The following is a 20,688-nucleotide window of genomic DNA, read 5'->3' as shown; positions in this document are numbered from 1 at the left end:
AAAAGATCCCGTCCGCTCTTTTTCAGAGCATGTGCGGGATCTTTTTATTTCGCCTCAAATCTTAAACCGGTACCCCGCGCCCCAGATCGTATCGATATACTGCGGGTTGGACGGGTCCTGCTCGATTTTGTCCCGCAGCTTGTGGATGTGGACGGTGACGGTGGCGATATCGCCGACCGAATCGTAGCCCCAGATGTGCTCGAACAGTTGGTCCTTGCTGAACACGCGGTTCGGATTGGAGGCGAGAAACGTCAACAGATCGAACTCCCGGGTTGTAAACGTCACTTCCTGGTTGTTCACGAACACGCGGCGGGACGACTTGTCGATGAGGAGACCGCGGATGCGGATTTCCTCCGTCTGCGGAGCCCGGCTGCCGAGCAGCCGCTCGTAGCGCGACAAATGCGCCTTCACCCGCGCGACCAGCTCGCCCGGGCTGAACGGCTTAATGATATAATCGTCGGCTCCGAGGCCAAGGCCGCGGATTTTGTCGATCTCTTCCTTTTTCGCGGACACCATCAGAATAGGAATATCGTGCTTGTCGCGGATTTTTCGGCAAATTTCAAAGCCGTCCACCTTGGGCAGCATCAGATCGAGAATGATCAGATCGTATTTCCCCGTGAGCGCCTTCTTCAAACCTTCGTCCCCGCTGTGCTCCATATCGACCTGAAACCCGTTAATTTCGAGATAATCCCTTTCCAGCTCGGCAATGCTCGTTTCGTCTTCGATGATTAAAATGTTTTTCATCGCTCATTCCCCGCGCCCTGTAGTTTGATGGAGCGTAAAAAAGATGCTCGTGCCCTCGCCAAGCGTGCTTTTGGCCTGAATCGTGCCGCCGTGCTCCTCGATAATGTGCTTCGCAATGGCAAGGCCCAGCCCGCTGCCTCCGGTGCTGCTGTTCCGCGACGGGTCCGCCCGGTAGAACCGGTCGAAAATATGCGGCAGCGCCTCCGGCGGAATGCCTTGACCGTTGTCCCTTACCTCCACGATGACCCGGTCGCCGTCTGGGCGCATCCGCAGCACGATGAGTCCCGCTTCCTTATCCATATATTTGATGGCGTTGCCGATCAAATTGACCAGCACCCGCTTCAGCTTCTCCCGGTCGGCCGTAACCCACACCGGAGCTTGCGCCTCCGGAGCGTCGAACCGAAGCGTGACGCCTTTCTTTTCGATATCGGCGTGCAGCTGCATGTCGAGGGTGCAGTCCTGCAAAAAAGCGTTTAAGTTCACCGGTTCAAAATGAAACGGCAGCTTCTTCAAATCCAGCTTGGAGAACAAAAACAGCTCGTCGATCAGATGATCCATCTGAACGGCTTTGGCATAAATCGTTTTCAAATATTTGTCAAGCTTATCCGGCGAGTTGGATACGCCGTCCATAATGCCTTCCACGTAGCCTTTAATGGCGGTCACCGGCGTTTTCAGATCGTGCGAGATGTTGGAAATCAGCTCCTTGCGGTTCTCTTCGTACCTGAGCTGCACGTCGACGGATTGCTTCAGCCTCCGGCGCATCTGCTCGAAGGACGCCGCCAGCTCGCCGATCTCGTCCTTCGCCTGCGGTTTCACTTCAAAATCGAGATTGCCTTCGCGAATCTCGCCTGCCGCCCGCTGCAATTGACGAAGCGGACGAATCACGCTCCGCGATACCCAATACGTCAGCAAGCCGTTGGTCAGCACGAGAATAACGAGCAGCGAAATGAAAAACGCCGAGGTGTAGGTGCGGGCAAACTTGCCGATAAAATTCATGTCCGTGGCGACAAAGACGCTCCCCGGACTGCCGTCCTTGAACCGGAAATCGTACTGCCGGGACAAGAACCACGGGCCCCAGTCCTTCATCGCGTGGCCGTTGTGATCCGTATCCGCCGCCCCGTACGGAGGCAAATTGCGAAGCAGCCCCGGCTTGTTCAGTTTCTCCGAGACGTAGACGACGCTCTCCTGTTTGCGGACGATCAGCCCCATATTAATCGGCTTCAGCCGCTCTTCGAACTGCGCTGCAATCGAAGGGTTCAGCAGGGAATCCGGATTTTCCGTCGTCTTGAGCTTCAATTCGGCGCTGATGGCGGCTTCCTTCTCGATCACTTCCTTGATGGGATTGTGGCTCTCCGTATCGACGTCATACAACGTACGGACGTCGCCAAAAAAAGCGGCAACGATGATCAGAAAAGCGACCCCGGCCAGCAGGACCGGCACGATAAGCATCAAGAAATAAGAAAGCACCAACCGGACTTTGATGGACATCGCTTCGGTCTCCTAGTATTGTTTTCGCTCGAAGATGGTATAGCCCCCTGTAAAAAACAATATACAACAAGCGGCCAGAAACATAAAGACGTTCAGGATTTTGCCGGACGCTACGGAGGCCCCGAGCCACAGCATATGCCAGTCGGTGTAAGCCGCAGGGGTGTATACCGCCAGCGCGGGCACGAAGTAAGCGCCGAGCTTCGCCGAAGCGTACAGCAGAATGCAGACGGTCAGCGCGCCGCTGCCGTTTTTGAAAAATTGGGCGATAAAAGCCGCAGCCAGTCCGAGCGTGAACAGAGGCAGCAGCGACGTAACATAAGCGGCGGCCGTCCGTCCAAGCCCTTGCCCGACCGCGCCCACGCCACTCAGAAACAAAAGGCTTGCCAGCGATACAATAAGGGCAATCGCCAAATGCAGCGCCGCATACCCGAGCATGGCGGCCAGCTTGGAGGCGAACGCTTGAAATCTCGTGATCGGGCGCGTTAAGAGCAGCTTCATCGTCTTGTCGCCCGTTTCCCCGGCGAACATGTCGGACGCCGTCATGAACAACAGCAGCGGCAAGTAGACGGCCGTATAAGAGCCGAGCAGGACGACCGGGAAATCCGCAGAGGTCAGCGCCGCTACGCCGAAGCCGAATTGGAACTGCGAGGCGGCGGCTGCCGCGGCGATCGGAATCATGGCGGTCAGGACGAGAAACACAACCGTTTTGCGCCGGGCCAGCAGCTTCGCAAGTTCGTTTACCGTATTCGCGTAAAAACTAGGCATGCACTTCCGCCCTCCTTTCTTCTCGCACTTGCTCCATAAAATAATTCTCCAACGTCGTCGGGTTCGGACCGTGGACGATATCCGCTACGAAATCTTCCCGAATCAGCCTTCCGTTATACAAAATGCCGATCCGGCTGCACAACTGCTCCATCTCGGTAATCAGATGACTGGATAAGAAAAACGTAATGTGCTGCTCACGGGCCAGCCGGGCGATCAATTCGCGCATCTCTACCATGCCCTCAATATCGAGCCCGTTCGTCGGCTCATCCAGAATGAGGAGCTCCGGCTCGGACAAGATCGCCGCGGCGACGCCCAAGCGCTGCTTCATGCCCAGCGAGTATTGGCTCACTTTCTCGTGCTTAAAGGCGGCAAGCCCCACCAGCTCCAGCACCTCGTCGATCCGTTTTCGGGGCAGCCGCGGGTAAAACCGGGCGGCGAGCTCCAAATTTTTGTAGCCGCTCATGTAATCGTAAGCGTCCGCCGTTTCGATCAGCACGCCCACCTTGCTCATTGCTCTCACGAAGTCGGCGGCCGCATCGTGCCCGAACAAGCGCACCTGCCCCCGGTCCGCCCGGCACAATCCGGCAATGATTTTCATCACGGTCGTTTTGCCGGCCCCGTTCGGACCGAAAAATCCGTAAATATCTCCGCGCTGCACCTGCAGCGTAATATGTTCCACGCCGCGCCGGTTGGCGTAAATTTTGGTCAATCCGTCAAGCTCCAGGACGGCTTCCATCGGCTCATCTCCTTATTAGCGAAGCTCAAGCTAGTCGCGGACGGCGAAGGACAGCTCGGGCCGCCCTTCGTCCCGCCGCAGGTACCGCGCTTATTCCCCGTGCTTTTTCACATCGATCGTCTTCACTTGCTTACCGTTCAGATCGACGTGGTCCGGCGTCGTGCCGTTGAAGTTGGACAAGCCGAAATCGGCGGCAACCACGACTTCATGGGCAACGCCTTGTGCATCCTTGCCGCTGATCGTCAGCGTCATCTGCTGCTTCTCGATCCGATTGTCCGCGTTGACTTTGGCAGCCAGATCGAACTTGTCGATCTTTACGTCCTGCGTCAGCTTCGGCATGCTATCGTGGAGCCCTTGAAATTTATCGCCAAAAGGCCCTTGCATGTCGCCTCTGTGCTCCTCGGCGTTCGCCGCCTGTTTCACCACGAGCGACCCGATCGCATTCGCCACCGCCGGAATTTGACTTCCATTCAGCTGCATCGCGATGTTCTTCGTCCCGTCCGCTTGCGGCGACAACGTGACATAATCCTTCAGGTTGCCGACCAGCGCATCGACGACATTCTCGACCTCGGCGCTAATGCCGTCCGGAGCTTGTCCGCGGTGTTCGCCCGCTTTTCCCTTCCATTCTTTTCCTTCGATGATATTGTACACGTCGTTGTCACTCGCTTTGACGATTTGCTTGCCGTCCTGCCGGTAGAGGCTCACTCCCTGATTTGCTCCGCCGCCGCTGAGGTTGATTTCCGCGCTCATTTCGTTCTTCGCCTTGTCCGCCTTGACGGTCGACTGCACGTCGAGCAGCTTCGTTCCGTTATCGTTTACTGTCACCTTCATTTGCTTCGTCACGTTTTGGACCGCGAACGTTTCCTTGACAGCCGACTTGTAGGCGTCGTAGCCCGGGGCGTCTCCAAGCCCCGCATAGGCGGAACCGATCAGAAGCAGGCTTCCGACGGCTACGCTGACTCCGGTTAATGCGATTCGTTTGTTCATGGTTTCTTCCTCCTTGGGATTGGGGTTTGAAAGCATCTCCGGCTTCCATACTTCCATCCTAACGGGAAGAGCTAAACATTCTAGAAACCGGGGATTAGCCGTTTCTAAACAAATCCTTAAAACTTTATTAACCGGACGCCCCGTTTCCCCGCCGGAAATAGGAAAAACCCCGGATCGCTCTGATCCGGAGTGGTGGGATCCGGTACGATTTAAAGATACCGGCAGCGTTGTTAAGTCTATCAGACTTATGTCTGCCGAACGCCAACCGCCGGTTCAAGCACGGTCAGCGTGTTATTGAATGTATTCAAGTTCACCGTCGCCCCGAACGGAATGGCGGCTTTGTAGTAGCCGTGTCCGGTTGCGAGATTCGTCAGAAGGGGCTTGCCGAGAGGAGCAACGAATTCGTTGACTACCTCTTCGTAGGACTTGCCGTAGGCGGCCGGACACTCCGTACATTCGCCCATGACGATGCCAAGACAGTCCTGAAATTTCCCGGCCAGCTTCAAATGATTCAGGTACCTGTATACCGTATTGGCCGGCTCGTGGGTATCTTCCAGAAACAGCACCTTTCCCCTCGTATCGATCTCGTAAGGCGTACCCAACGTATCGACAACGGAGGTCAGATTGCCTCCGACGATCGGTCCGGTGACATTCCCCGGCACACGGCTGACCAGTGGAACATTCGGCGGATTTAGAATGGGACGGTACGTAGACATGGACGATACGGCGGTAAAAAACTGGTCGAAATTATACGCAGGGGTGGCTGGATTGAAATCAATTAGCATGAGGCTGTGAAAGGAAATGAGTCCGCTATACCGGTACAGCGCGTTCAGAAGAAATGTCACGTCGCTGTAGCCGGTCATAATTTTCGGATGGCTTCGGATGATGCGGAAATCGAGGTAAGGCAGCATACCGGCCACGCCGACACCGCCGCGGATGGGAAGAATCATGTTGACCTGCGGATTGGCGAACATCGTCATCAAGTCGTACGCCCGCTCCTGATCGGTACCCGCAAGAAAGCCGTTACGGGCATACACGTACCGTCCCAAGACGACCTGAAACCCCATCCCTCTTAATACCTGGACGCGCGCATCGATCACGTCGGCCTCCAGCGGACTGCCCATGGCAACGACTCCGATGGTATCGCCTCTTCGCAGCGCAGGCGGTCTTATGGCCATATGCCCACCTTCCTCTCCCAAAGCGTCGTATGACTTTCGTCTCTTCAAGTATATGGGGGCACGTATGCGGGCATCCCTATTTTGCGCTGCAGATAAAAATGATGGATCAGGGACTCGCAATGAGCGCTTTTTGCCTGTCCAACAAGGCAATAAATTGCTTGGCTGCCGGCGAAAGGTGTTTATTCTTGAGATAGACATAATCGATTCCCCGTTGCAGTGCGACTCCCTTGATCGGAACGGAAACCAATAAGCCGCTTTTGATTTCCTGCTGCACGGCAAACTTCGAAACGATGGAAACGCCGAGCCCGTGAATCACGCCCTGCTTGATCGCTTCGAGGTTGCTGATCTCCATATCACTCGGGAACGAGATTCCGTGTTCCTTGAACTTGCTTTCCAGATAAATGCGAGTGGCTGACTTTTTCGGCTTCAATATCATCGTCTCCGCTGTGAGCTCCTTCAGCGAACACTCCTCTTCATGGGCAAGGCGGTGATCCGCTTTGACAACCAGCACAAGCTCGTCCTGGTAAAAGGTGACGGCCTGCATACGGGTTTCGTCCACGGGGATTTGATCGGAAATGATCAAAAGTTCGACCTTATTCGTTTCCAGCATGCCGATCAATTGCCGCGATGAGGTAATATTCATATTGATTTTGATGCCGGGGAAGGTTCGGTTAAAATGACCGAGCACGGCCGGAAGCAGGTAGACGCCGACAAAATTGCTCGCTCCGAAAGATAGCGTGCCGTAGGTCAAACTTTCCAGCTGTTGAAGATGCTCCTTCGCCGATTGGAGCAGGTTGACGATCTGCTCGGCATAGGGCTTTAGCTGCTCGCCTTGTTTGGTCAAATAAAGCTTTTTGCCGACCCGGTCGAATAGCGGAACGCCAAAATCGTGCTCCAGGCCTTGAATTTGCATGCTTACAGCCGGTTGCGAGCAGTACAGCTGCTCGGCAGCCTCGGTAAAGTTCAAGCATTCCGCCAAGGTCAAAAACGTTTGCAGCTTCGTGATATTCATAGTGCGCCCTCTCCTTTTGCGCCGGGAAGTCCTGACCCTTGGACGGCTTCCCGGATCATGCTATCAAACTATAATCTTTCCTTATGGTTATTAAAATTAAATCAAATTGTATTATCATTTTACCCCCGCTATAATGAAAGCGCAACCAAAATACAACCTAAGGGGGAACGCAAAATGACAGAAGTGGTGCAGCCGGATAACAAATCTACAGCCGACCCGCCGGACAAAAAGAAAGGCGGCGTGGAAGCAGCAATGAAAACATGGGGGATTCCCCTCGCTGTTCTCGTATTCTTGCTGTTGTTCTTTATGCCGACACCGGAAGGCATGAAGCCTGACGCGCAAAAATCGATCGCGATTTTTACAGGGGCTTTGGTGTTGTGGATCACGAATCCGATCCCTATCTACCTGACATCGATCATAGCGATTCTGCTGCTGCCCTTAACCGGAGCGGTGAAAGATCAGGAAACCGCCTTCGGTACGTTAGGTTTCGACGTCATCTGGCTGATGGTTTCCGCGTTTGTTCTCACTTCCGCCATTATGAAGTCGAATTTGGGCAGACGCCTGGCACTGTGGATGGTCACGAAATTCGGCAGGACACCGAAGATGACGCTGCTCGTCTTGGTGTTAATCAACTTTATATTAGCGTTCTTCGTTCCTTCCACGACAGCCAGAGCGACGCTGATGGTGCCGATTTGTCTGATCCTGCTCGATATATATAAAGCGATTCGGGGCAAGGGCAATCTGGGAAAAGTGATGATGCTGCAAGGAGTCCAGGCGGATGCCATTGCGACTTCGGGCGTCATGACGGCTACGGCAGGCAACATTATTGCCGTCGGCTTCATCAACGATCAAGCGGGCGGCCACATCGGCTATATGGATTGGCTGCTGGCCTCGATGCCTACCGCTATCGTCGTCATGCTGATTACCTTTTTTATCGGGTTAAAAATTTTTCCGCTCAAAGGCGAAGCTGCGTTTCATAACACCATCGATACGTTGAAGGACGAGTTGAAGAAATTAGGCGATTTTTCCATAAACGAAAAGAAGGCGACGGTCATTTTCCTGATTACCGTGATCCTGTGGGCAACCGGAGACTATCAAAAAGGCTGGTTCGGCTTTGAGATCAGCACGGAACAGACGGCCGTTCTCGCCGCGCTCCTGTGCTTGCTGCCCCGAGTCGGATTGCTTACGTGGAAGGAAGCGAATATCAAGTGGGAGTTGATGATATTCGCCGCGGGCGCCTATGCCGTCGGGAATGCGCTGGATAAATCCAAAGGCGCGGAATGGATCATCAAAAAGGTGGTCAACGGACTGGGTCTGGAGCATATGAGCCACGTTTGGGTCTATGTGCTGGTTGTTTTCCTGAGCATGTACAGCCATCTCATTTTTACGAGTAAAACCGTCAGAGTCACGATTCTGATTCCCGCTTTTATCGCGCTGGCGAAATCGCTGGGAATGGACCCCGTAGCGCTTGGGCTCGCATCGGCGATGACGTTAACGTATACGATCACCCTGCCGCCGCATTCGAAAGTCAATACGATTTATTTCTCAACCGGTTATTTCAGTGTCTTGGATCAGGTCAAATATGCGGTCGTTACTTGCTTTATCGGCGCCGTCGTCATCAGCCTGTCCTTGTTCACTTGGTTCAAAATAATTGGAATCCATTAGATTCGGGAGGATCACATGCTGCGCAGAAAAGTTATTCTTGCTATCGCCGACGGGTTGGGGGATCGCCCTCATCCCGCTTTAAATCATAAAACACCGCTGGAGTACGCACAAAGACGAAATCTGGATAAGCTTGCCATTCAAGGCATTACCGGAATGATGGATTTGGTCGGGCCCGGCATCCCTGTAGGAACCGACATGGGGCATCTCATCTTGTTCGGTTATCAGCCTGATCATTACCCGGGACGCGGTCCAATTGAAGCCTTGGGCGTCGGGATGGATGTGGAGCCCGAGGATGTCGTGCTCCGCTGCAATTTCGCAACCGTGAACGACGAAGGAATCGTTGTGGACCGGCGGGCCGGGCGCATTCGCGAGAAGACGGCCGACATCGCGGAAACATTGAACGGGATAGTACTCGAAGACGAGGTGCGGGTATTTGTAAAAGCGGCTACCGAGCACCGCGCCGTCTTAATCCTGCGAGGAAAAGGATTGAGCGACAAAATCAGCGACTCCGACCCGCATGCGCCCAACGACGGCCAGCCTTATTATGAGGTCCGGGCGCTCGATGCATCAGAGGAAGCACGAAAAACGGCATATTATCTCAACCTCTTTTTAAAGAAATCCCACGAGCTGTTGAAACGGCACCCCGTGAATCTAGAGCGCATGAAGAACGGGAAGATGCCGGCCAATTTCTTATTGACGAGGGGGGCCGGTCAGGCGGCTCGTCTTGAACCGATTACAAGCGTGCGAGGCTTCAAAGGCAGCTGTATTGCGGGGGAAAGCACGGTGCTCGGCGTCGCCAAATTAGCCGGTTTTAAGACGTTTACCGATCCCGGCATGACCGGGAACATGGACACCGATATCAAGCTGAAAGCGCAATGGACGATCGAGCAAATTGCGGCAAACGACATGGTTTACGTTCATCTGAAGGCCCTCGATCTGAAAGGACACGATAACGACCCGCACGGCAAGGTGCAAGCTGTCGAGCTGTTCGATGAGCTGGTCGGCCTCATTGCCGGGCAGTTGCCGGAGGATACGTATTTAGCCGTAGCCGCCGATCATTCGACGCCATGCGAGATCGGCGAGCATTCGGGCGATCCCGTGCCGGTGCTGATCTATGGACCGAGCTTGCGCAGAGACCGCGTATTTGAATTCACGGAAATCGACTGCGCCTACGGCGGACTGGGACGCCTCTCCGGACATCAATTTGTGACGACGCTGCACGGCTTGATGGGATGCGTGAAAAAGCAAGGATCCTAGAAACAGGAAGAGCCGGGCAGGTCCGTTTCCCGCAAAAACGGGATTAGGCTTCCGTGATCGGGTGAGCGGATTGCTGAACGACGGCTGCCAGCCCCACGGCACGAATCTCCCCCCGCTCCATGATCGGGGGCTCTATGCCCCTGATCGTGTGTCGGTAACGAATGTCGAACGCGTGATGCCAAACTCCTCTTGAAAGCCCGGACGTTTGCCCCATCCAACGGCAAACAGCCCGCAGGTCGGTCTTCCCGCGGGCATCGTCCTATCCCTCATCGTCCTTATTCCACCCTGGCACCGTGCGAGCGCAGGAACAAGATGGCCTGCGCCGCGTCCATCCGGGCGCCCTTGACCTCAAACGATTTGAAATCGACGCCGTCCAGGTTCGCGCCGCGCAGATCGGCTCCGTACAGCTTGCATTTGGCAAGCTGTGCACGGGAAAGATCGGCTTCCCGAAGGTCCGCTTTTTCGAAATTGCATTCGTACAAGTCGGCCTCTGTGAACCGCACTCCCCGCAAGTTCTGCTTGGACAAATTGGCGTGACGCAGGCTTGTGTACGACCAGTCGCCCCGCTCGATCGTGATCCCGTCAAAGCTGGCCTCGGAGAAGTCGGAGCCGACCATTTTGCATTCCTCGAATTTGGCGACAAACAGATTCGCGCCTCGAAATCTGCAGTTGGTGAAAGCCGAGCCGTGATGCACAGACGCGTTAAGCTGAGCCCCGGTAAAATCACAATCGATAAACTGGCAGCCCGACGTCCACAGCTCCTCCAAATGGGCGGCGCTAAAACGGCAGCGCGAGAATGTGCAGTTGCGCAGCTCTCCCTGGCGAAAATCCGCTTGACTGAAATCTTTTTCCGCAAACGATTGATCCGCATATTCAAACATCCGATATCATCCATTCCTATGAATAGTAGGAAAATAGCGACCTAAATCCGAACGAAAAGAGAACAAATGTTCTGTTTTTATCTTAGCAGATATCGGAAAAAGAAACAAGGTTTAGCTCTGACAAGTTTCTGTTATATTCTGATTCCGGCTAATCGCCTCTCTTTCCTTCTGGCAAGACCCCGCGGTCATACGTTACAATATAGAGCAAAACGTATCTCAAGGAGTCGTGAACTTATGATCGATCATGCCCGTCTTATGGAGTACGGACTGAAGAAGCCAGGAACGATCCTCAAGTATCCTTTCGATCCGGAGCTGCCCGTCCTGTTCGTCGGCGACAAAATGTTCGCTCTGCTCGGCACCCATCAAGGCATCCCGAGCGTCAATCTGAAATGCGATCCCGACAACGTCTGGATCGTGCGGCAAACGTATCCGACCGCCGTGCTTCCCGGCTACCATATGAACAAGCGGCACTGGAACACGGTCGTGCTGAACGGCCAACTTCCGGACAGCGAAGTGCTGGACATGCTGGAGGAGTCGTACCAGCTTGTTTACCGCAAGCTGACCAGAGCCGTGAAAGAAACGATTAACGCCGGTTGACGCAAGGACGGATGAAGCCGCTCAGAACCAGGCATTCCTGCTGCCGCAAAATGCGTCTCCAGAACTTCTTCCCTCAAAAGGAGAAGCTCCGACGAGCTTGTCGATGACGGCGCGTACGGTATGCTCGCTGGCAACATCAGCCTTCACGTAAACAGGCACTCTCGGCAAATCAAACAGCTGATACAGGCCCACAATGAAAAACAGCATCCGGTTGGATGCTGCCGCGGTACTTATCTCCATCCTTACGCCTTATACACGGCTGTCGATTCCCTAATGACCAGCTCGGGCTTCCATTCGACCGTGACGCTTGCCGTCGAGCCGGCTCCGATCCATTTGAGCAGCAGTTCGACGGAGCTTTGGCCGATGTTTTCCGCAGGCTGGCGGACAGTCGTCAAGTAAGGACGAAGCCGGGACGCAATATATTGATCGTCGTATCCGATGACGGACATCGCCTCCGGCACCCGCATCCCCTCCTCCGCCAAAGCGTTTACAATCCCGACCGCAATGTAGTCGTCGCCGGCAAAAACGGCCGTCGGTAGCTTCCCGCTTCTGATCCATGACTTTGCCGTATTGTAGCCGAATCCGATTTCATAGTCTCCTTGCACCACGGCGAACGGAGAAAGCCCCCCCTCCCGGAGCGCATCCAAAAAGCCTCTCTTTCGCTCCCGCGTGCTCAAAAAATATTCCGGCCCGCATACGTGGGCGATCCGGGTATGGCCTAGCGAGAGCAGGTGCTTCGCCGCCTCATAGCCTCCGTAGTAATTATCCGTCAGCACCGAAGGGACCATGTGATCTCGTCTTTGATTATCGATGAGCACGAACGGAATACTCCGTTTTTTCAATTGGGCGACATATCGGTCCTCTTCCGGCAAAGAAAGCAAAATCAAACCGTCGACCCGATCTTCGTGCATCAAATCGTGAGTTTCTCGGGAACGAACATCGCTCGAGACGGAAAGCGCCAGAAAATAACCGTACCGGGCAAGCGCGCGGTTGATTTCGTTGACGACCGTCTCAAAAAAGCGATCATGCAGCGTGGTCATCATCAATCCGATGATACGGGTATGACCCCGGGCAAGACTTTGTGCTGCGGCATGAGGCCGGTAATCCAAAGCCTCGATGGCGTCCAGCACCTTACGGCGGTTTTTCTCCCGCACGTTGCCCGTATTGTTCAACACACGGGAAACGGTCACCACCGACAATCCGCAATATCTGGCCACGTCATATATGCTTGCTTTCATGGGGCAGGCTCCTTCCGGTACGCACTATGAAAATTAAACCGCTTTAACTTTTGGGATAGGTAGATCGAATCGCCGGATGACGGCATGAAGCGACATCTATTTACAATACTTTACTTTTGTGAACCTATATTACCATCCTCTCCCCTTCGATAGCAATGTGTTTTTTTGAAGGATTCGGCCTTTGTACGGAGTTTTCTTCCGTCACGAAAGCAAAAGACGCGATTCTCTTTCACCGGATGGTTCCGCAGCATAGCCGCCGCGCCTTACAATACGGGTAGAAACCAAATAAAACGAAAGCAGAGGTCCCGGATCCATGAAAATTCAAATCATCCGCCACGCCACACACTATATCGAATACGACGGAAAGAAGCTGCTCGTCGACCCGATGTTGAGCCCGGCCGGAGCTATGCCTCCCGTCGCGAATACGCCGAATTCTTTTGCCAATCCAACCGTGAATCTAAACGTTCCCGTCTCCCATCTGCTGCAAGCCGACGCCGTCCTGCTTACCCATACCCACCCGGATCATTTCGACGCCGTCGCGGCCGCGCTGCTGCCGAAGGATATCGTCTTTTTCTGCCAACCGGAGGATGCCGGGAAGCTCCGGGACCAGGGCTTTCGGGATGTGCGGCCCGTCGAGTCGGATATAGCATGGGATTCTCTCAGCATCGTTCGCACCTCGGGTCAGCACGGCACGGGCGAGATCGGCAAGCGCATGGGACCGGTGTCCGGCTTCGTGCTGAATGCGCCCGGCGAGCCTGTTCTGTACATCGCCGGCGATACGATCTGGTGCCCGGAGGTGGAACAAGCCTTGGCCCAGCATAAGCCTGACGTCGTCGTGCTGTTCGGAGGCAGCGCGCAGTTCCTGCAGGGCGGACCGATTACGATGAACAAAGCGGATGTGGCGAAGGTTGCTGGCGCCGTTCCGGACGCTCAAGTTATCGTGGCTCATATGGAAGCTTGGAACCACTGCCTGCTGCGGAGAGAAGACTTGAGAGCCTACACTGCCGGGCTCGGACTGGCGGAAAGAGTCCTTGTTCCGGAGGACGGAGAGTCCTTCCGCTTCCATCCGTCCTCATCGCGCGTGTAAGGCTGCAGCAAGCGGAGGAAGTCTTGTTTCCCGCGGACGGACACGGTACAATCGGTGTGAGCAATCTTCCATACAAGTAGGTGTAATTATGGAGCTGGATCAAACCGATATCGAGATTATCCGTCTTCTCCGGCAAAATGCCCGTATCCAGTGGAAGGAGATCGGGGAACACGTATTTCTGTCGGGGCAAGCGGTCGGGAACCGGATCAAGCGGCTGGAAGACCTGGGAATCATACAAGCCTATACCGTTCAGGTCAACGAGGAAAAAATGGGCCGCCCCGTTCTTGCCCTCATCACGGTATTTATGAAATCGACGAATCACAGCGGCTTCGAGAGCTTTGTTCGGAAACAAGAGGCGGTGATCGAAGCTTACCGGGTCAGCGGCGAAGGGTGCTACACGGTGAAAGCAGCGGTACCCGACCCGGCCGCACTGAACGGGTTGCTGGACGAGATCCTCCGGTACGGCAACTATAAGGTCAACCTGGCTATCGGAAAAGTGAAGTAGACGGTGTTTCTTCATCAAATAACGTCCCCGAATGCGGGGGCGTTATTTCCTTCTTTCCTTGTCGAACCGCAGCGCTCCATCGCCGTCTAGCATCCTCCCCCGCTTCATTTTCACCCGAACATAAACGTCACTCTTGCCATTAGTACGAAATCATAGTAAAATGAAACCGTAAATTAGTTCCATATCGTAGTAAGTGAAATGTGCAATACATTGGAGGATGCAGCCGTTGATGGAGCAGATGCTGGAGCTATTTTTCAAACACGGTCTGCGGCCCATGAGCTTGATGGCGGAGGCGGCGGAACTGGAGCAAACGTTGAACCGCTCCGAAATTTCCGCGCTCATGTTCCTCGAATATCGCGGCGAGCTGACTATGTCGGAGCTGGCCGCGGAACTGGGAGCGCCGCTCAGCACGGTGACGAGCCTGACGAAACGTCTGGTCCGCAAAGGTCTTGCCGAGCGCAATCAATCCGACAAAGATCAGCGCATCATTCTGGTCAGGCTGTCCGACGAAGGCCGCAAGCTGGCAGGCCAGGCGAAAGCCATGATGGAAAACATGTTTGCCCGCGTACAGGCGGCTCTCTCTCCGGAGGAGCTGCAGCAGTTTCTGACGCTCGCGGTCAAAGTAGGCAAAGCGCTGCAGCACAAAGAAGACAAAGGCAGCTTGCCATCCGATCGCACCGTCCGGAAAATCCGGATAGACGATTAAATTCGCTTAAACCGCAGCCCCTATTTTTTTAACTAAATACTACGAAATCGTACTAAATGGAGGGATATGATGAGAATCATTTTGTATACCGGCAAAGGCGGCGTCGGCAAAACAAGCGTCGCTGCGGCAACGGGTGTCGCGCTTGCGGCGCAGGGGCTTCGTACGCTTGTGATGAGTACGGATGCGGCGCACAGCTTATCCGATTCGTTCGATCAGCCGCTTGGCAGCAGTCCTGTTCCCATTGCCGACCGTTTATGGGGGCAAGAGGTGGACAGCTTGCGCGAAACGGAAAGGCACTGGGGTGCGGTCCAAGGCTGGTTGGCCGGCCTGATGAACTGGGCCGATCTTAGCGACGTGACGACGGAGGAAATGCTTGTGTTCCCCGGCATGGAGGAGCTGTTCAGCCTGCTGGAAATCAAGCGCCATGCGGCCAGCGGCGACTACGACGTCATCGTCGTCGATTGCGCGCCGACCGGAGAGACGCTCCGGCTGCTCAGCTATCCGAACGTGCTCGGCTGGTGGATGGACAAAATTTTCCCGTACGAGCGCCGGTTGGTGAAGCTGGTGCGTCCCGTCGCCAAAATCGTCACAGGCGGGCTGGAGCTGCCAGACGACAATGTCATGAACAGCATCGAGTCGCTCGCCCGCGAGCTGGAGCTGCTGCAAAGCCTGATTCTCGATTCGGAGACGACCTCCATCCGCATGGTCATCAATCCGGAGAAGATGGTGATCTCCGAGGCGCGCAGAGCGTTCACCTATTTGAATTTGTTCGGCTTCAATACCGATGCGGTGGTCGTCAACCGCGTGCTGCCGGAGGAAGCGGGCACCGGCTATTGGGCCGGATGGCGTGCGGCTCAAGATAAATATGAAGAAGAAATTCGCGACTGCTTCAGCCCGCTGCCGATCTTCCGCATTCCGCTGATGAAATCCGAAGTTCACGGCCTGCCGCTCCTCGCTCAGATGGGCGAAGCCGCCTTCGGCGGCCGCAATGTCTCGGAGGTGCTTCACCTGGGGAAGGTGCAGGAGATCCGCAAGGAGGACGACGTTTACTTCCTGGATCTGATGCTGCCTTTTGTTGACAAAAGCGACTTGTCGCTCAGCCAGAAAGGCGACGAGCTGACCGTCCAAGCCGGTCCTTACAAGCGCAAAGTGGTGCTGCCGCGCATCCTGCTCGGCCGTCCGATTGCCGGTGCCCGGTTTACGGAGCAGAAGCTGGCAATCCGCTTCGGCGAAAGAGAGCTGCCGGGCGAACCCGAAAAGGAGGAAAACGATGAGAGCCGATAAAGTAGCAAGACTGCTGGACAGCTTGTCGGAGGCGCAAGAAACGTTGATTGCCGAATTTATTCCCGCCGGGGCGCGCAGCCATTTCCTCGCTTCCCGCAGAGAAGCCCTGCTTGGCCTTCGCAGCCTGCTCGATGCCGCAATCGACCGGACGAACGATCCGTCAGAGGCGGCAGGCAGAAAATCGACGAGCCGTTTCCGCGGTTCGATCGACATCACCGATTGACGCCATAGCACCGTTTGCCGCCCGGAGCCTTAGAGCTTGAGACGAGGAGGTATGGCCATGCTGCTCGACCGCTATTTGCCGGTCTACCATTACCACGAAAAGCATTCGATCAACATCCGCGCGTCGAGGGTTGCGGTCTATCGTGCGATTCGCGAAGTAAAATACGGGGAGGTTCCCGTGCTGCGCCTGCTGTTCGGCATTCGGACGCTTCCGGCCCGGCTGGCCGGCAAAGTCAAACCGGCGGCTTTCGACGGCGACGAACCGTTTATAAAGCGAATGATGCGCAGCGGATTCATACTGCTGGAAGAAAGCGAAGGGCAGGAGTTTGTTGTCGGCGTGGTCGGCACGTTCTGGAAACCGGCTGGTTACGAGCCGATCCGCTTACATTCGGCGCAGGCGTTTATCGCTTGTGACAACCCGCGTCAAGCGAAGGCGGTCATGAACTTCCAGATACAGGAGCAGCCGAACGGAACGATGACGGTCTTCACCGAGACGCGGATTCAAACGAAGGACAGGGCGGTACGGCTGAAATTCGGGCTGTATTGGCTGCTGATTTATCCCGGCAGCGCCTTGATCCGGCGCGGTCTGCTCAGAGCGATCAAAACCAATGCGGAGAAGGAGCGATTTGTTTATGGCAGCCAAACTTAAATCTTATTCGGGCACGATGCTTGCTTGGACGGCGGTACTGCATACGGTAGTCGGCATTTTCGTTTATTGGCAGCCGCTTGCAGATATCGGACGGAGCGGACTATTTAACAGCATTGATCCTCATTACGACCGGGGTTCGGCCTTCTGGTTCCTGCTATTCGGCGCCCTTCTGTTTATGCTGGCCGAACTGATCCGCTGGCTGACCCAAGTCAAAAGAATGGAAATCCCGAAATTTATCGGCGTCTACATGCTTGGGCTTTGTCTCGTCGGCGTCTTTTTCATGCCGGTGTCAGGCTTCTGGCTCGTTATTCCGCAGGCGCTTATCATGATGCGGGACTGAGCCGGATATGAATATATTAAGTAATATATTATGTAATATTGTCAGTACGGAACCCGTACTGTATAATAAAAAGAGAGCCGTGCGCCAACACGACTCCCGCACAATAGCCGCTTTTAAGGGCGGTGGCTAAGCAGAATAAGAACTAGTCATGAATCGACCGCTACCTATGCTGAGGGCGGTCTATTTCTTTTTGTTTTGGTTAATCGCATTGACAATGGTCACAACCAGAGTCAACAGCGCGATAAGCAGCATGCCGAAACTGATCATGAGCGTCAAAACGTCTTTAACCTCCACGGGCATCACCTCCCTTCCGAGAGGCTAGCCGACCGCCCATATAAGCCATTCTATTGTGATACATAATTATACCATACTATTCTAGCAATGAATAATAGAAAAAGGGGCGATTTCTCGCCCCTCACCTCAATGCGCTACCGCATTGTAAGTCATAATCCAGATCGAGCCTGCGACGATCGTCAGCAGAATGATCATGCCGAGCAGCAGCGCCATCATGTTCCAGCGGGCATTCTCGCCTTCGCGCAGGTGCATGAAGAAGACGAGCTGCACGACGAACTGAAGAACGGCCATCGCAAGAATCACGATCAGCGTCGCCGTCTTGCTCAGCATGCTGTTCAATACGATCGTAATCGGAATGATCGTCAAGATGATCGAAAGCACGAACCCGATCGTATAAGACTTCAGCGAGCCATGGGAGCCGTGCTGCTCATGCGAAGAAGCTCCATGCGAATTCCCCATCTTACATCACCCCCATCAAGTAGACGACCGTGAGGACGAAAATCCAGACGACGTCAAGAAAGTGCCAGTACAAGCTGAGATTTTCCACTTTGCGCTTGGTTACGGGATTTATGCCGCGTTTGCGGAGCTGAAGCATGAGCCCGATCATCCATACCAAGCCGATCGAAACGTGCAAGCCGTGCGTCCCTACCAAAGTAAAGAACGCGGATAGAAAAGCGCTGGTGGAAATCGTCGCGCCTTCGTGCACCATATGCACGAACTCCGTCACTTCCAGCGCGATGAACGCCGCCCCGAGCAGCGCGGTGACCGCAAGCCAGCCGATCAGCTGCTGCTTGTTGCCGCGATGCATCGCAAGCACCGCAATCCCGCTCGTAAAGCTGCTTGTCAGCAGGATGAACGTTTCGGCAATAATGCCGGGCATTTGAAACAGTTCCTCGGGCGTCGGTCCTGCATTCGTATTGCCGCGAAGAACAATATAGGTAGCAAACAACGTGCCGAATAAAATAACGTCCGTAATCAGGAAGAGCCAAAAGCCGAACGTCTTCAACGACTCTTGATCGTGATGGCCGTGGTCGTGAGCGTCGTGTCCGTGATTTGCCGCTGTGTGTGCCATTAAGCTTTTGCCCCCCTTGCCAGTTGCTCTGTCCGCTTCACTTCATCGACCGGAATGTAATAGTCGGTATCGTACGAGAACGAACGCGCCAGCATGCAGATTGCGATGCCGACAAGCGCCGGAATCGTCAGCCACATCCAGTTCCATACGAACCCGAACCCGGCGAAGAACCAGAGCGCGGACTTGATGAACGGAATCGCCGAGTTTTTCGGCATATGGATCGGCTCCAGCTTCGCATCCGGAATCGGAGCGAGCGGCTTCTCGCCTCTCTGCTTCCGCTCCCACCAGTCGTCCGTTTCCTGCACGGTCGGCGTAATGGCGAAGTTGTACATCGGCGCCGGCGACGGAATCGTCCATTCGAGCGTGCGGCCGTCCCAAGCGTCGCCTGTCGTATCTTTCTCATGATTTTTGATGCTGTATGCGATCTGCCATACTTGGAAAATGAACGCAATCCCCATCAGGAAGCCGCCGATCGTCGAAACGAAGTTAAGCGGTCCCCAGCCCATGTCAAAATCGTACGTATACGTACGGCGCGTCATGCCGTCGAGTCCGAGGAAATATTGCGGCATGAAGCAGATATAGAAGCCGATGTTCCAGAACCAGAACGCCCATTTGCCGAGGCGCTCGTTCAGCTTGAAGCCGAACATTTTCGGCCACCAGTAGTAAAGACCTGCGAAGTATCCGAACACGACGCCGCCGATCAGCACTTGGTGGAAGTGCGCAATCAGGAAGTAGCTGTTGTGAAATTGGAAGTCAGCCGGAGCAACGGACAACAGGACGCCGGTCATCCCGCCGATAACGAAGCACGGAATGAACGCGACCGCCCACATCATCGGTGTCGTGAACCGGATCCGGCCGCGGAACATCGTAAACAGCCAGTTGAACACCTTGACCCCTGTCGGTATGGCGATCAGCATCGTCGTGATCGCAAAGAATGCATTGACATCCGCGCCGGAGCCCATCGTGAAGAAGTGGTGGACCCACGTAAAGAACGACAGGACGCTGATCCCGATCATCGCGAATACCATCGAAGAGTAGCCGAACAGCTTTTTCCGGGAGAAGGTCGCAACCACCTCGGAGAAAATGCCGAACGCCGGCACGACGACGATATATACTTCGGGGTGACCCCACATCCAGATCAAGTTGATATACATCATCGGGTTGCCGCCGCCGTCGAGCGTGAAGAAATGCGCGCCCGCAAAGCGGTCAAGGAACAGCAGGAACAATGTCACGGTCAAAATCGGAAACGCGAAAATGATCATGATACAGCTGGACAGCACCGACCAGGAAAACATCGGCATGTTCATCAGCTTCATGCCGGGCGCGCGCATTTTGAGAATCGTCACGATAAAGTTGATCCCCGTCGCCAAGCTCCCGATCCCTGAGATCTGGATGCCCCAGATGTAGAAGTTTTGACCGACGCCCGGGCTGTGGGACAGCTCGGACAGCGGCGGGTAGGCCAGCCAGCCCGCATCCGGCGAACCGCCGATGACGAACGAAATGTTGAACAGCATCGCCCCGAAGAAGAACAGCCAGAAGCTGAGCGAGTTCAGGAACGGAAGGGCGACGTCGCGCGCGCCGATTTGCAGCGGGACGACGACATTGAACAAACCGAACATGAGCGGCATCGCCATAAACAGAATCATGATGACGCCGTGTGTCGTGAAGATGGCGTTATAGTGGTCTGCCTGCAAAAATTCAACGCCCGGCATCGCCAGCTGCAGCCGCATGAGCAGCGCGTCGACGCCGCCGCGGAACAGCATCAGAATGGAGCAAATAATATACATGATGCCGATCCGCTTATGGTCGACGGTCGTCAGCCATTCGCGCCACAGCCAGCCCCATTTTTTGAAATACGTAAGCACGAAGACGATGGCCACCATCGCAAGCCCGATGCTTACCTGTGCCCCGAGAATGAGCGGATCCCCGGTGACGAAAAACTCCGATGCGAATTGTTTTATGGTATCCAGCATGAGTGGGC

24 protein-coding genes are annotated in these 20,688 nt (G+C 54.9%); 10 read left to right on the top strand and 14 right to left on the bottom strand.

The features are described from left to right. Nucleotides 1-54: 54 nt before the first annotated feature. The 7 genes from PEH01S_RS17890 to PEH01S_RS17860 all read right to left on the bottom strand — a co-directional run bounded on the left by PEH01S_RS17890 (nucleotide 55) and on the right by PEH01S_RS17860 (nucleotide 6,910). Entirely contained in the window at nucleotides 55-744 is a 690-nt protein-coding gene (locus tag PEH01S_RS17890) for a response regulator transcription factor (RefSeq protein ID WP_025850936.1), read from the bottom strand. Nucleotides 745-747: 3 nt separating this feature from the next. Beyond that, nucleotides 748-2,232 carry a sensor histidine kinase gene (locus PEH01S_RS17885; protein ID WP_127487138.1) on the bottom strand — a complete coding sequence of 495 codons (1,485 nt, stop codon included), beginning with the start codon at nucleotides 2,230-2,232 and terminating at the stop codon, nucleotides 748-750. 12 nt (nucleotides 2,233-2,244) lie between these two features. After that, the gene (locus tag PEH01S_RS17880; RefSeq protein WP_127487136.1) at nucleotides 2,245-2,997 is read right to left on the bottom strand and encodes an ABC transporter permease; all 753 of its coding nucleotides are present in this window, start codon (nucleotides 2,995-2,997) and stop codon (nucleotides 2,245-2,247) included. Further along, nucleotides 2,990-3,733, bottom strand: coding sequence for an ABC transporter ATP-binding protein (locus PEH01S_RS17875; protein ID WP_127487134.1), 744 nt, complete (start codon nucleotides 3,731-3,733; stop codon nucleotides 2,990-2,992). Before PEH01S_RS17875 ends, PEH01S_RS17880 begins: the two co-directional genes overlap by 8 nt. A gap of 90 nt (nucleotides 3,734-3,823) precedes the next feature. Further along, a complete protein-coding gene (locus PEH01S_RS17870) occupies nucleotides 3,824-4,720 on the bottom strand; it encodes a hypothetical protein (protein ID WP_025850932.1) in 897 nt (298 codons plus the stop codon). Between the two features lie 245 nt (nucleotides 4,721-4,965). After that, nucleotides 4,966-5,898, bottom strand: a complete 933-nt coding sequence (locus PEH01S_RS17865; protein WP_127487132.1) for a S66 peptidase family protein — start codon at nucleotides 5,896-5,898, stop codon at nucleotides 4,966-4,968. Nucleotides 5,899-6,004: 106 nt separating this feature from the next. Next, complete coding sequence (locus PEH01S_RS17860; protein ID WP_127487130.1) at nucleotides 6,005-6,910, bottom strand: LysR family transcriptional regulator; 906 nt, start codon at nucleotides 6,908-6,910, stop codon at nucleotides 6,005-6,007. Between the two features lie 174 nt (nucleotides 6,911-7,084). Between PEH01S_RS17860 and PEH01S_RS17855 the strand changes: the two genes are divergently transcribed. After that, complete coding sequence (locus PEH01S_RS17855) at nucleotides 7,085-8,575, top strand: SLC13 family permease (protein ID WP_127487128.1); 1,491 nt, start codon at nucleotides 7,085-7,087, stop codon at nucleotides 8,573-8,575. Nucleotides 8,576-8,590: 15 nt separating this feature from the next. Then, nucleotides 8,591-9,832, top strand: coding sequence for a 2,3-bisphosphoglycerate-independent phosphoglycerate mutase (gene apgM / locus PEH01S_RS17850; RefSeq protein WP_127487126.1), 1,242 nt, complete (start codon nucleotides 8,591-8,593; stop codon nucleotides 9,830-9,832). A gap of 275 nt (nucleotides 9,833-10,107) precedes the next feature. On the opposite strand, the gene PEH01S_RS17845 is transcribed toward apgM, so the two are convergent. Then, entirely contained in the window at nucleotides 10,108-10,713 is a 606-nt protein-coding gene (locus PEH01S_RS17845; RefSeq protein ID WP_127487124.1) for a pentapeptide repeat-containing protein, read from the bottom strand. Between the two features lie 234 nt (nucleotides 10,714-10,947). Between PEH01S_RS17845 and PEH01S_RS17840 the strand changes: the two genes are divergently transcribed. Then, nucleotides 10,948-11,310: an MmcQ/YjbR family DNA-binding protein gene (locus PEH01S_RS17840; protein WP_174807145.1), complete on the top strand. Its 363-nt coding sequence runs from the start codon at nucleotides 10,948-10,950 to the stop codon at nucleotides 11,308-11,310. A 21-nt stretch (nucleotides 11,311-11,331) separates the two neighbouring features. On the opposite strand, the gene PEH01S_RS17835 is transcribed toward PEH01S_RS17840, so the two are convergent. Together PEH01S_RS17835 and PEH01S_RS17830 are read right to left on the bottom strand one after the other, a co-directional pair. Beyond that, nucleotides 11,332-11,550, bottom strand: a complete 219-nt coding sequence (locus PEH01S_RS17835; RefSeq protein ID WP_127487122.1) for a hypothetical protein — start codon at nucleotides 11,548-11,550, stop codon at nucleotides 11,332-11,334. 2 nt (nucleotides 11,551-11,552) lie between these two features. After that, the gene (locus PEH01S_RS17830) at nucleotides 11,553-12,548 is read right to left on the bottom strand and encodes a LacI family DNA-binding transcriptional regulator (protein ID WP_127487120.1); all 996 of its coding nucleotides are present in this window, start codon (nucleotides 12,546-12,548) and stop codon (nucleotides 11,553-11,555) included. Between the two features lie 313 nt (nucleotides 12,549-12,861). On the opposite strand from PEH01S_RS17830, the gene PEH01S_RS17825 reads away from it, so the two are divergent. From PEH01S_RS17825 to PEH01S_RS17795, 7 genes are all read left to right on the top strand, one after another. Next, on the top strand, nucleotides 12,862-13,635 hold the full coding sequence (locus PEH01S_RS17825; RefSeq protein ID WP_127487118.1) for an MBL fold metallo-hydrolase: 774 nt from the start codon (nucleotides 12,862-12,864) through the stop codon (nucleotides 13,633-13,635). Between the two features lie 88 nt (nucleotides 13,636-13,723). Continuing rightward, complete coding sequence (locus PEH01S_RS17820; RefSeq protein ID WP_025849223.1) at nucleotides 13,724-14,140, top strand: Lrp/AsnC family transcriptional regulator; 417 nt, start codon at nucleotides 13,724-13,726, stop codon at nucleotides 14,138-14,140. Between the two features lie 229 nt (nucleotides 14,141-14,369). Next, nucleotides 14,370-14,846 (top strand): MarR family winged helix-turn-helix transcriptional regulator, encoded by a 477-nt coding sequence (locus tag PEH01S_RS17815; protein ID WP_127487116.1) that lies wholly within the window; start codon nucleotides 14,370-14,372, stop codon nucleotides 14,844-14,846. Nucleotides 14,847-14,915: 69 nt separating this feature from the next. After that, nucleotides 14,916-16,130, top strand: a complete 1,215-nt coding sequence (locus tag PEH01S_RS17810; RefSeq protein WP_127487114.1) for an ArsA family ATPase — start codon at nucleotides 14,916-14,918, stop codon at nucleotides 16,128-16,130. Continuing rightward, nucleotides 16,117-16,353: a hypothetical protein gene (locus PEH01S_RS17805; RefSeq protein ID WP_127487112.1), complete on the top strand. Its 237-nt coding sequence runs from the start codon at nucleotides 16,117-16,119 to the stop codon at nucleotides 16,351-16,353. The genes PEH01S_RS17810 and PEH01S_RS17805 overlap by 14 nt, the downstream gene beginning before the upstream one ends. A gap of 57 nt (nucleotides 16,354-16,410) precedes the next feature. Further along, nucleotides 16,411-17,001, top strand: coding sequence for a hypothetical protein (locus PEH01S_RS17800; RefSeq protein ID WP_127487110.1), 591 nt, complete (start codon nucleotides 16,411-16,413; stop codon nucleotides 16,999-17,001). After that, nucleotides 16,985-17,341 (top strand): DUF6463 family protein, encoded by a 357-nt coding sequence (locus PEH01S_RS17795; protein WP_127487108.1) that lies wholly within the window; start codon nucleotides 16,985-16,987, stop codon nucleotides 17,339-17,341. The genes PEH01S_RS17800 and PEH01S_RS17795 overlap by 17 nt, the downstream gene beginning before the upstream one ends. 180 nt (nucleotides 17,342-17,521) lie before the next feature. Here the strand turns inward: PEH01S_RS17795 and PEH01S_RS17790 are convergent, their stop codons facing one another. The 4 genes from PEH01S_RS17790 to PEH01S_RS17775 all read right to left on the bottom strand — a co-directional run bounded on the left by PEH01S_RS17790 (nucleotide 17,522) and on the right by PEH01S_RS17775 (nucleotide 20,680). Beyond that, the gene (locus PEH01S_RS17790) at nucleotides 17,522-17,641 is read right to left on the bottom strand and encodes a putative holin-like toxin (RefSeq protein WP_407669443.1); all 120 of its coding nucleotides are present in this window, start codon (nucleotides 17,639-17,641) and stop codon (nucleotides 17,522-17,524) included. A 120-nt stretch (nucleotides 17,642-17,761) separates the two neighbouring features. Then, nucleotides 17,762-18,094, bottom strand: coding sequence for a cytochrome o ubiquinol oxidase subunit IV (cyoD, locus tag PEH01S_RS17785; protein WP_025849217.1), 333 nt, complete (start codon nucleotides 18,092-18,094; stop codon nucleotides 17,762-17,764). A gap of 1 nt (nucleotide 18,095) precedes the next feature. Then, nucleotides 18,096-18,707, bottom strand: coding sequence for a cytochrome o ubiquinol oxidase subunit III (gene cyoC, locus PEH01S_RS17780; protein WP_025849216.1), 612 nt, complete (start codon nucleotides 18,705-18,707; stop codon nucleotides 18,096-18,098). Continuing rightward, a complete protein-coding gene (locus tag PEH01S_RS17775) occupies nucleotides 18,707-20,680 on the bottom strand; it encodes a cbb3-type cytochrome c oxidase subunit I (protein WP_127487104.1) in 1,974 nt (657 codons plus the stop codon). Before PEH01S_RS17775 ends, cyoC begins: the two co-directional genes overlap by 1 nt. Between the last annotated feature and the right edge of the window lie 8 nt (nucleotides 20,681-20,688).

This window comes from Paenibacillus ehimensis NBRC 15659, from assembly GCF_004000785.1.
GTDB classification, from domain to species: Bacteria; Bacillota; Bacilli; order Paenibacillales; family NBRC-103111; genus Paenibacillus_G; species Paenibacillus_G ehimensis.
Note: the sequence above shows the minus strand (reverse complement) of the source record. Positions and strands in the feature narration are given on the sequence as shown.

Excerpts from the sequence above, each read along its gene's own strand:
- PEH01S_RS17890 (WP_025850936.1), bottom strand. The coding sequence starts at position 744 with ATGAAAAACATTTTAATCATCGAAGACGAAACGAGCATTGCCGAGCTG.
- PEH01S_RS17885 (WP_127487138.1), bottom strand. The coding sequence starts at position 2,232 with ATGTCCATCAAAGTCCGGTTGGTGCTTTCTTATTTCTTGATGCTTATC.
- PEH01S_RS17880 (WP_127487136.1), bottom strand. The coding sequence starts at position 2,997 with ATGCCTAGTTTTTACGCGAATACGGTAAACGAACTTGCGAAGCTGCTG.
- PEH01S_RS17875 (WP_127487134.1), bottom strand. The coding sequence starts at position 3,733 with ATGGAAGCCGTCCTGGAGCTTGACGGATTGACCAAAATTTACGCCAAC.
- PEH01S_RS17870 (WP_025850932.1), bottom strand. The coding sequence starts at position 4,720 with ATGAACAAACGAATCGCATTAACCGGAGTCAGCGTAGCCGTCGGAAGC.
- PEH01S_RS17865 (WP_127487132.1), bottom strand. The coding sequence starts at position 5,898 with ATGGCCATAAGACCGCCTGCGCTGCGAAGAGGCGATACCATCGGAGTC.
- PEH01S_RS17860 (WP_127487130.1), bottom strand. The coding sequence starts at position 6,910 with ATGAATATCACGAAGCTGCAAACGTTTTTGACCTTGGCGGAATGCTTG.
- PEH01S_RS17855 (WP_127487128.1), top strand. The coding sequence starts at position 7,085 with ATGACAGAAGTGGTGCAGCCGGATAACAAATCTACAGCCGACCCGCCG.
- apgM (WP_127487126.1), top strand. The coding sequence starts at position 8,591 with ATGCTGCGCAGAAAAGTTATTCTTGCTATCGCCGACGGGTTGGGGGAT.
- PEH01S_RS17845 (WP_127487124.1), bottom strand. The coding sequence starts at position 10,713 with ATGTTTGAATATGCGGATCAATCGTTTGCGGAAAAAGATTTCAGTCAA.
- PEH01S_RS17840 (WP_174807145.1), top strand. The coding sequence starts at position 10,948 with ATGATCGATCATGCCCGTCTTATGGAGTACGGACTGAAGAAGCCAGGA.
- PEH01S_RS17835 (WP_127487122.1), bottom strand. The coding sequence starts at position 11,550 with ATGGAGATAAGTACCGCGGCAGCATCCAACCGGATGCTGTTTTTCATT.
- PEH01S_RS17830 (WP_127487120.1), bottom strand. The coding sequence starts at position 12,548 with ATGAAAGCAAGCATATATGACGTGGCCAGATATTGCGGATTGTCGGTG.
- PEH01S_RS17825 (WP_127487118.1), top strand. The coding sequence starts at position 12,862 with ATGAAAATTCAAATCATCCGCCACGCCACACACTATATCGAATACGAC.
- PEH01S_RS17820 (WP_025849223.1), top strand. The coding sequence starts at position 13,724 with ATGGAGCTGGATCAAACCGATATCGAGATTATCCGTCTTCTCCGGCAA.
- PEH01S_RS17815 (WP_127487116.1), top strand. The coding sequence starts at position 14,370 with ATGGAGCAGATGCTGGAGCTATTTTTCAAACACGGTCTGCGGCCCATG.
- PEH01S_RS17810 (WP_127487114.1), top strand. The coding sequence starts at position 14,916 with ATGAGAATCATTTTGTATACCGGCAAAGGCGGCGTCGGCAAAACAAGC.
- PEH01S_RS17805 (WP_127487112.1), top strand. The coding sequence starts at position 16,117 with ATGAGAGCCGATAAAGTAGCAAGACTGCTGGACAGCTTGTCGGAGGCG.
- PEH01S_RS17800 (WP_127487110.1), top strand. The coding sequence starts at position 16,411 with ATGCTGCTCGACCGCTATTTGCCGGTCTACCATTACCACGAAAAGCAT.
- PEH01S_RS17795 (WP_127487108.1), top strand. The coding sequence starts at position 16,985 with ATGGCAGCCAAACTTAAATCTTATTCGGGCACGATGCTTGCTTGGACG.
- PEH01S_RS17790 (WP_407669443.1), bottom strand. The coding sequence starts at position 17,641 with ATGCCCGTGGAGGTTAAAGACGTTTTGACGCTCATGATCAGTTTCGGC.
- cyoD (WP_025849217.1), bottom strand. The coding sequence starts at position 18,094 with ATGGGGAATTCGCATGGAGCTTCTTCGCATGAGCAGCACGGCTCCCAT.
- cyoC (WP_025849216.1), bottom strand. The coding sequence starts at position 18,707 with ATGGCACACACAGCGGCAAATCACGGACACGACGCTCACGACCACGGC.
- PEH01S_RS17775 (WP_127487104.1), bottom strand. The coding sequence starts at position 20,680 with ATGCTGGATACCATAAAACAATTCGCATCGGAGTTTTTCGTCACCGGG.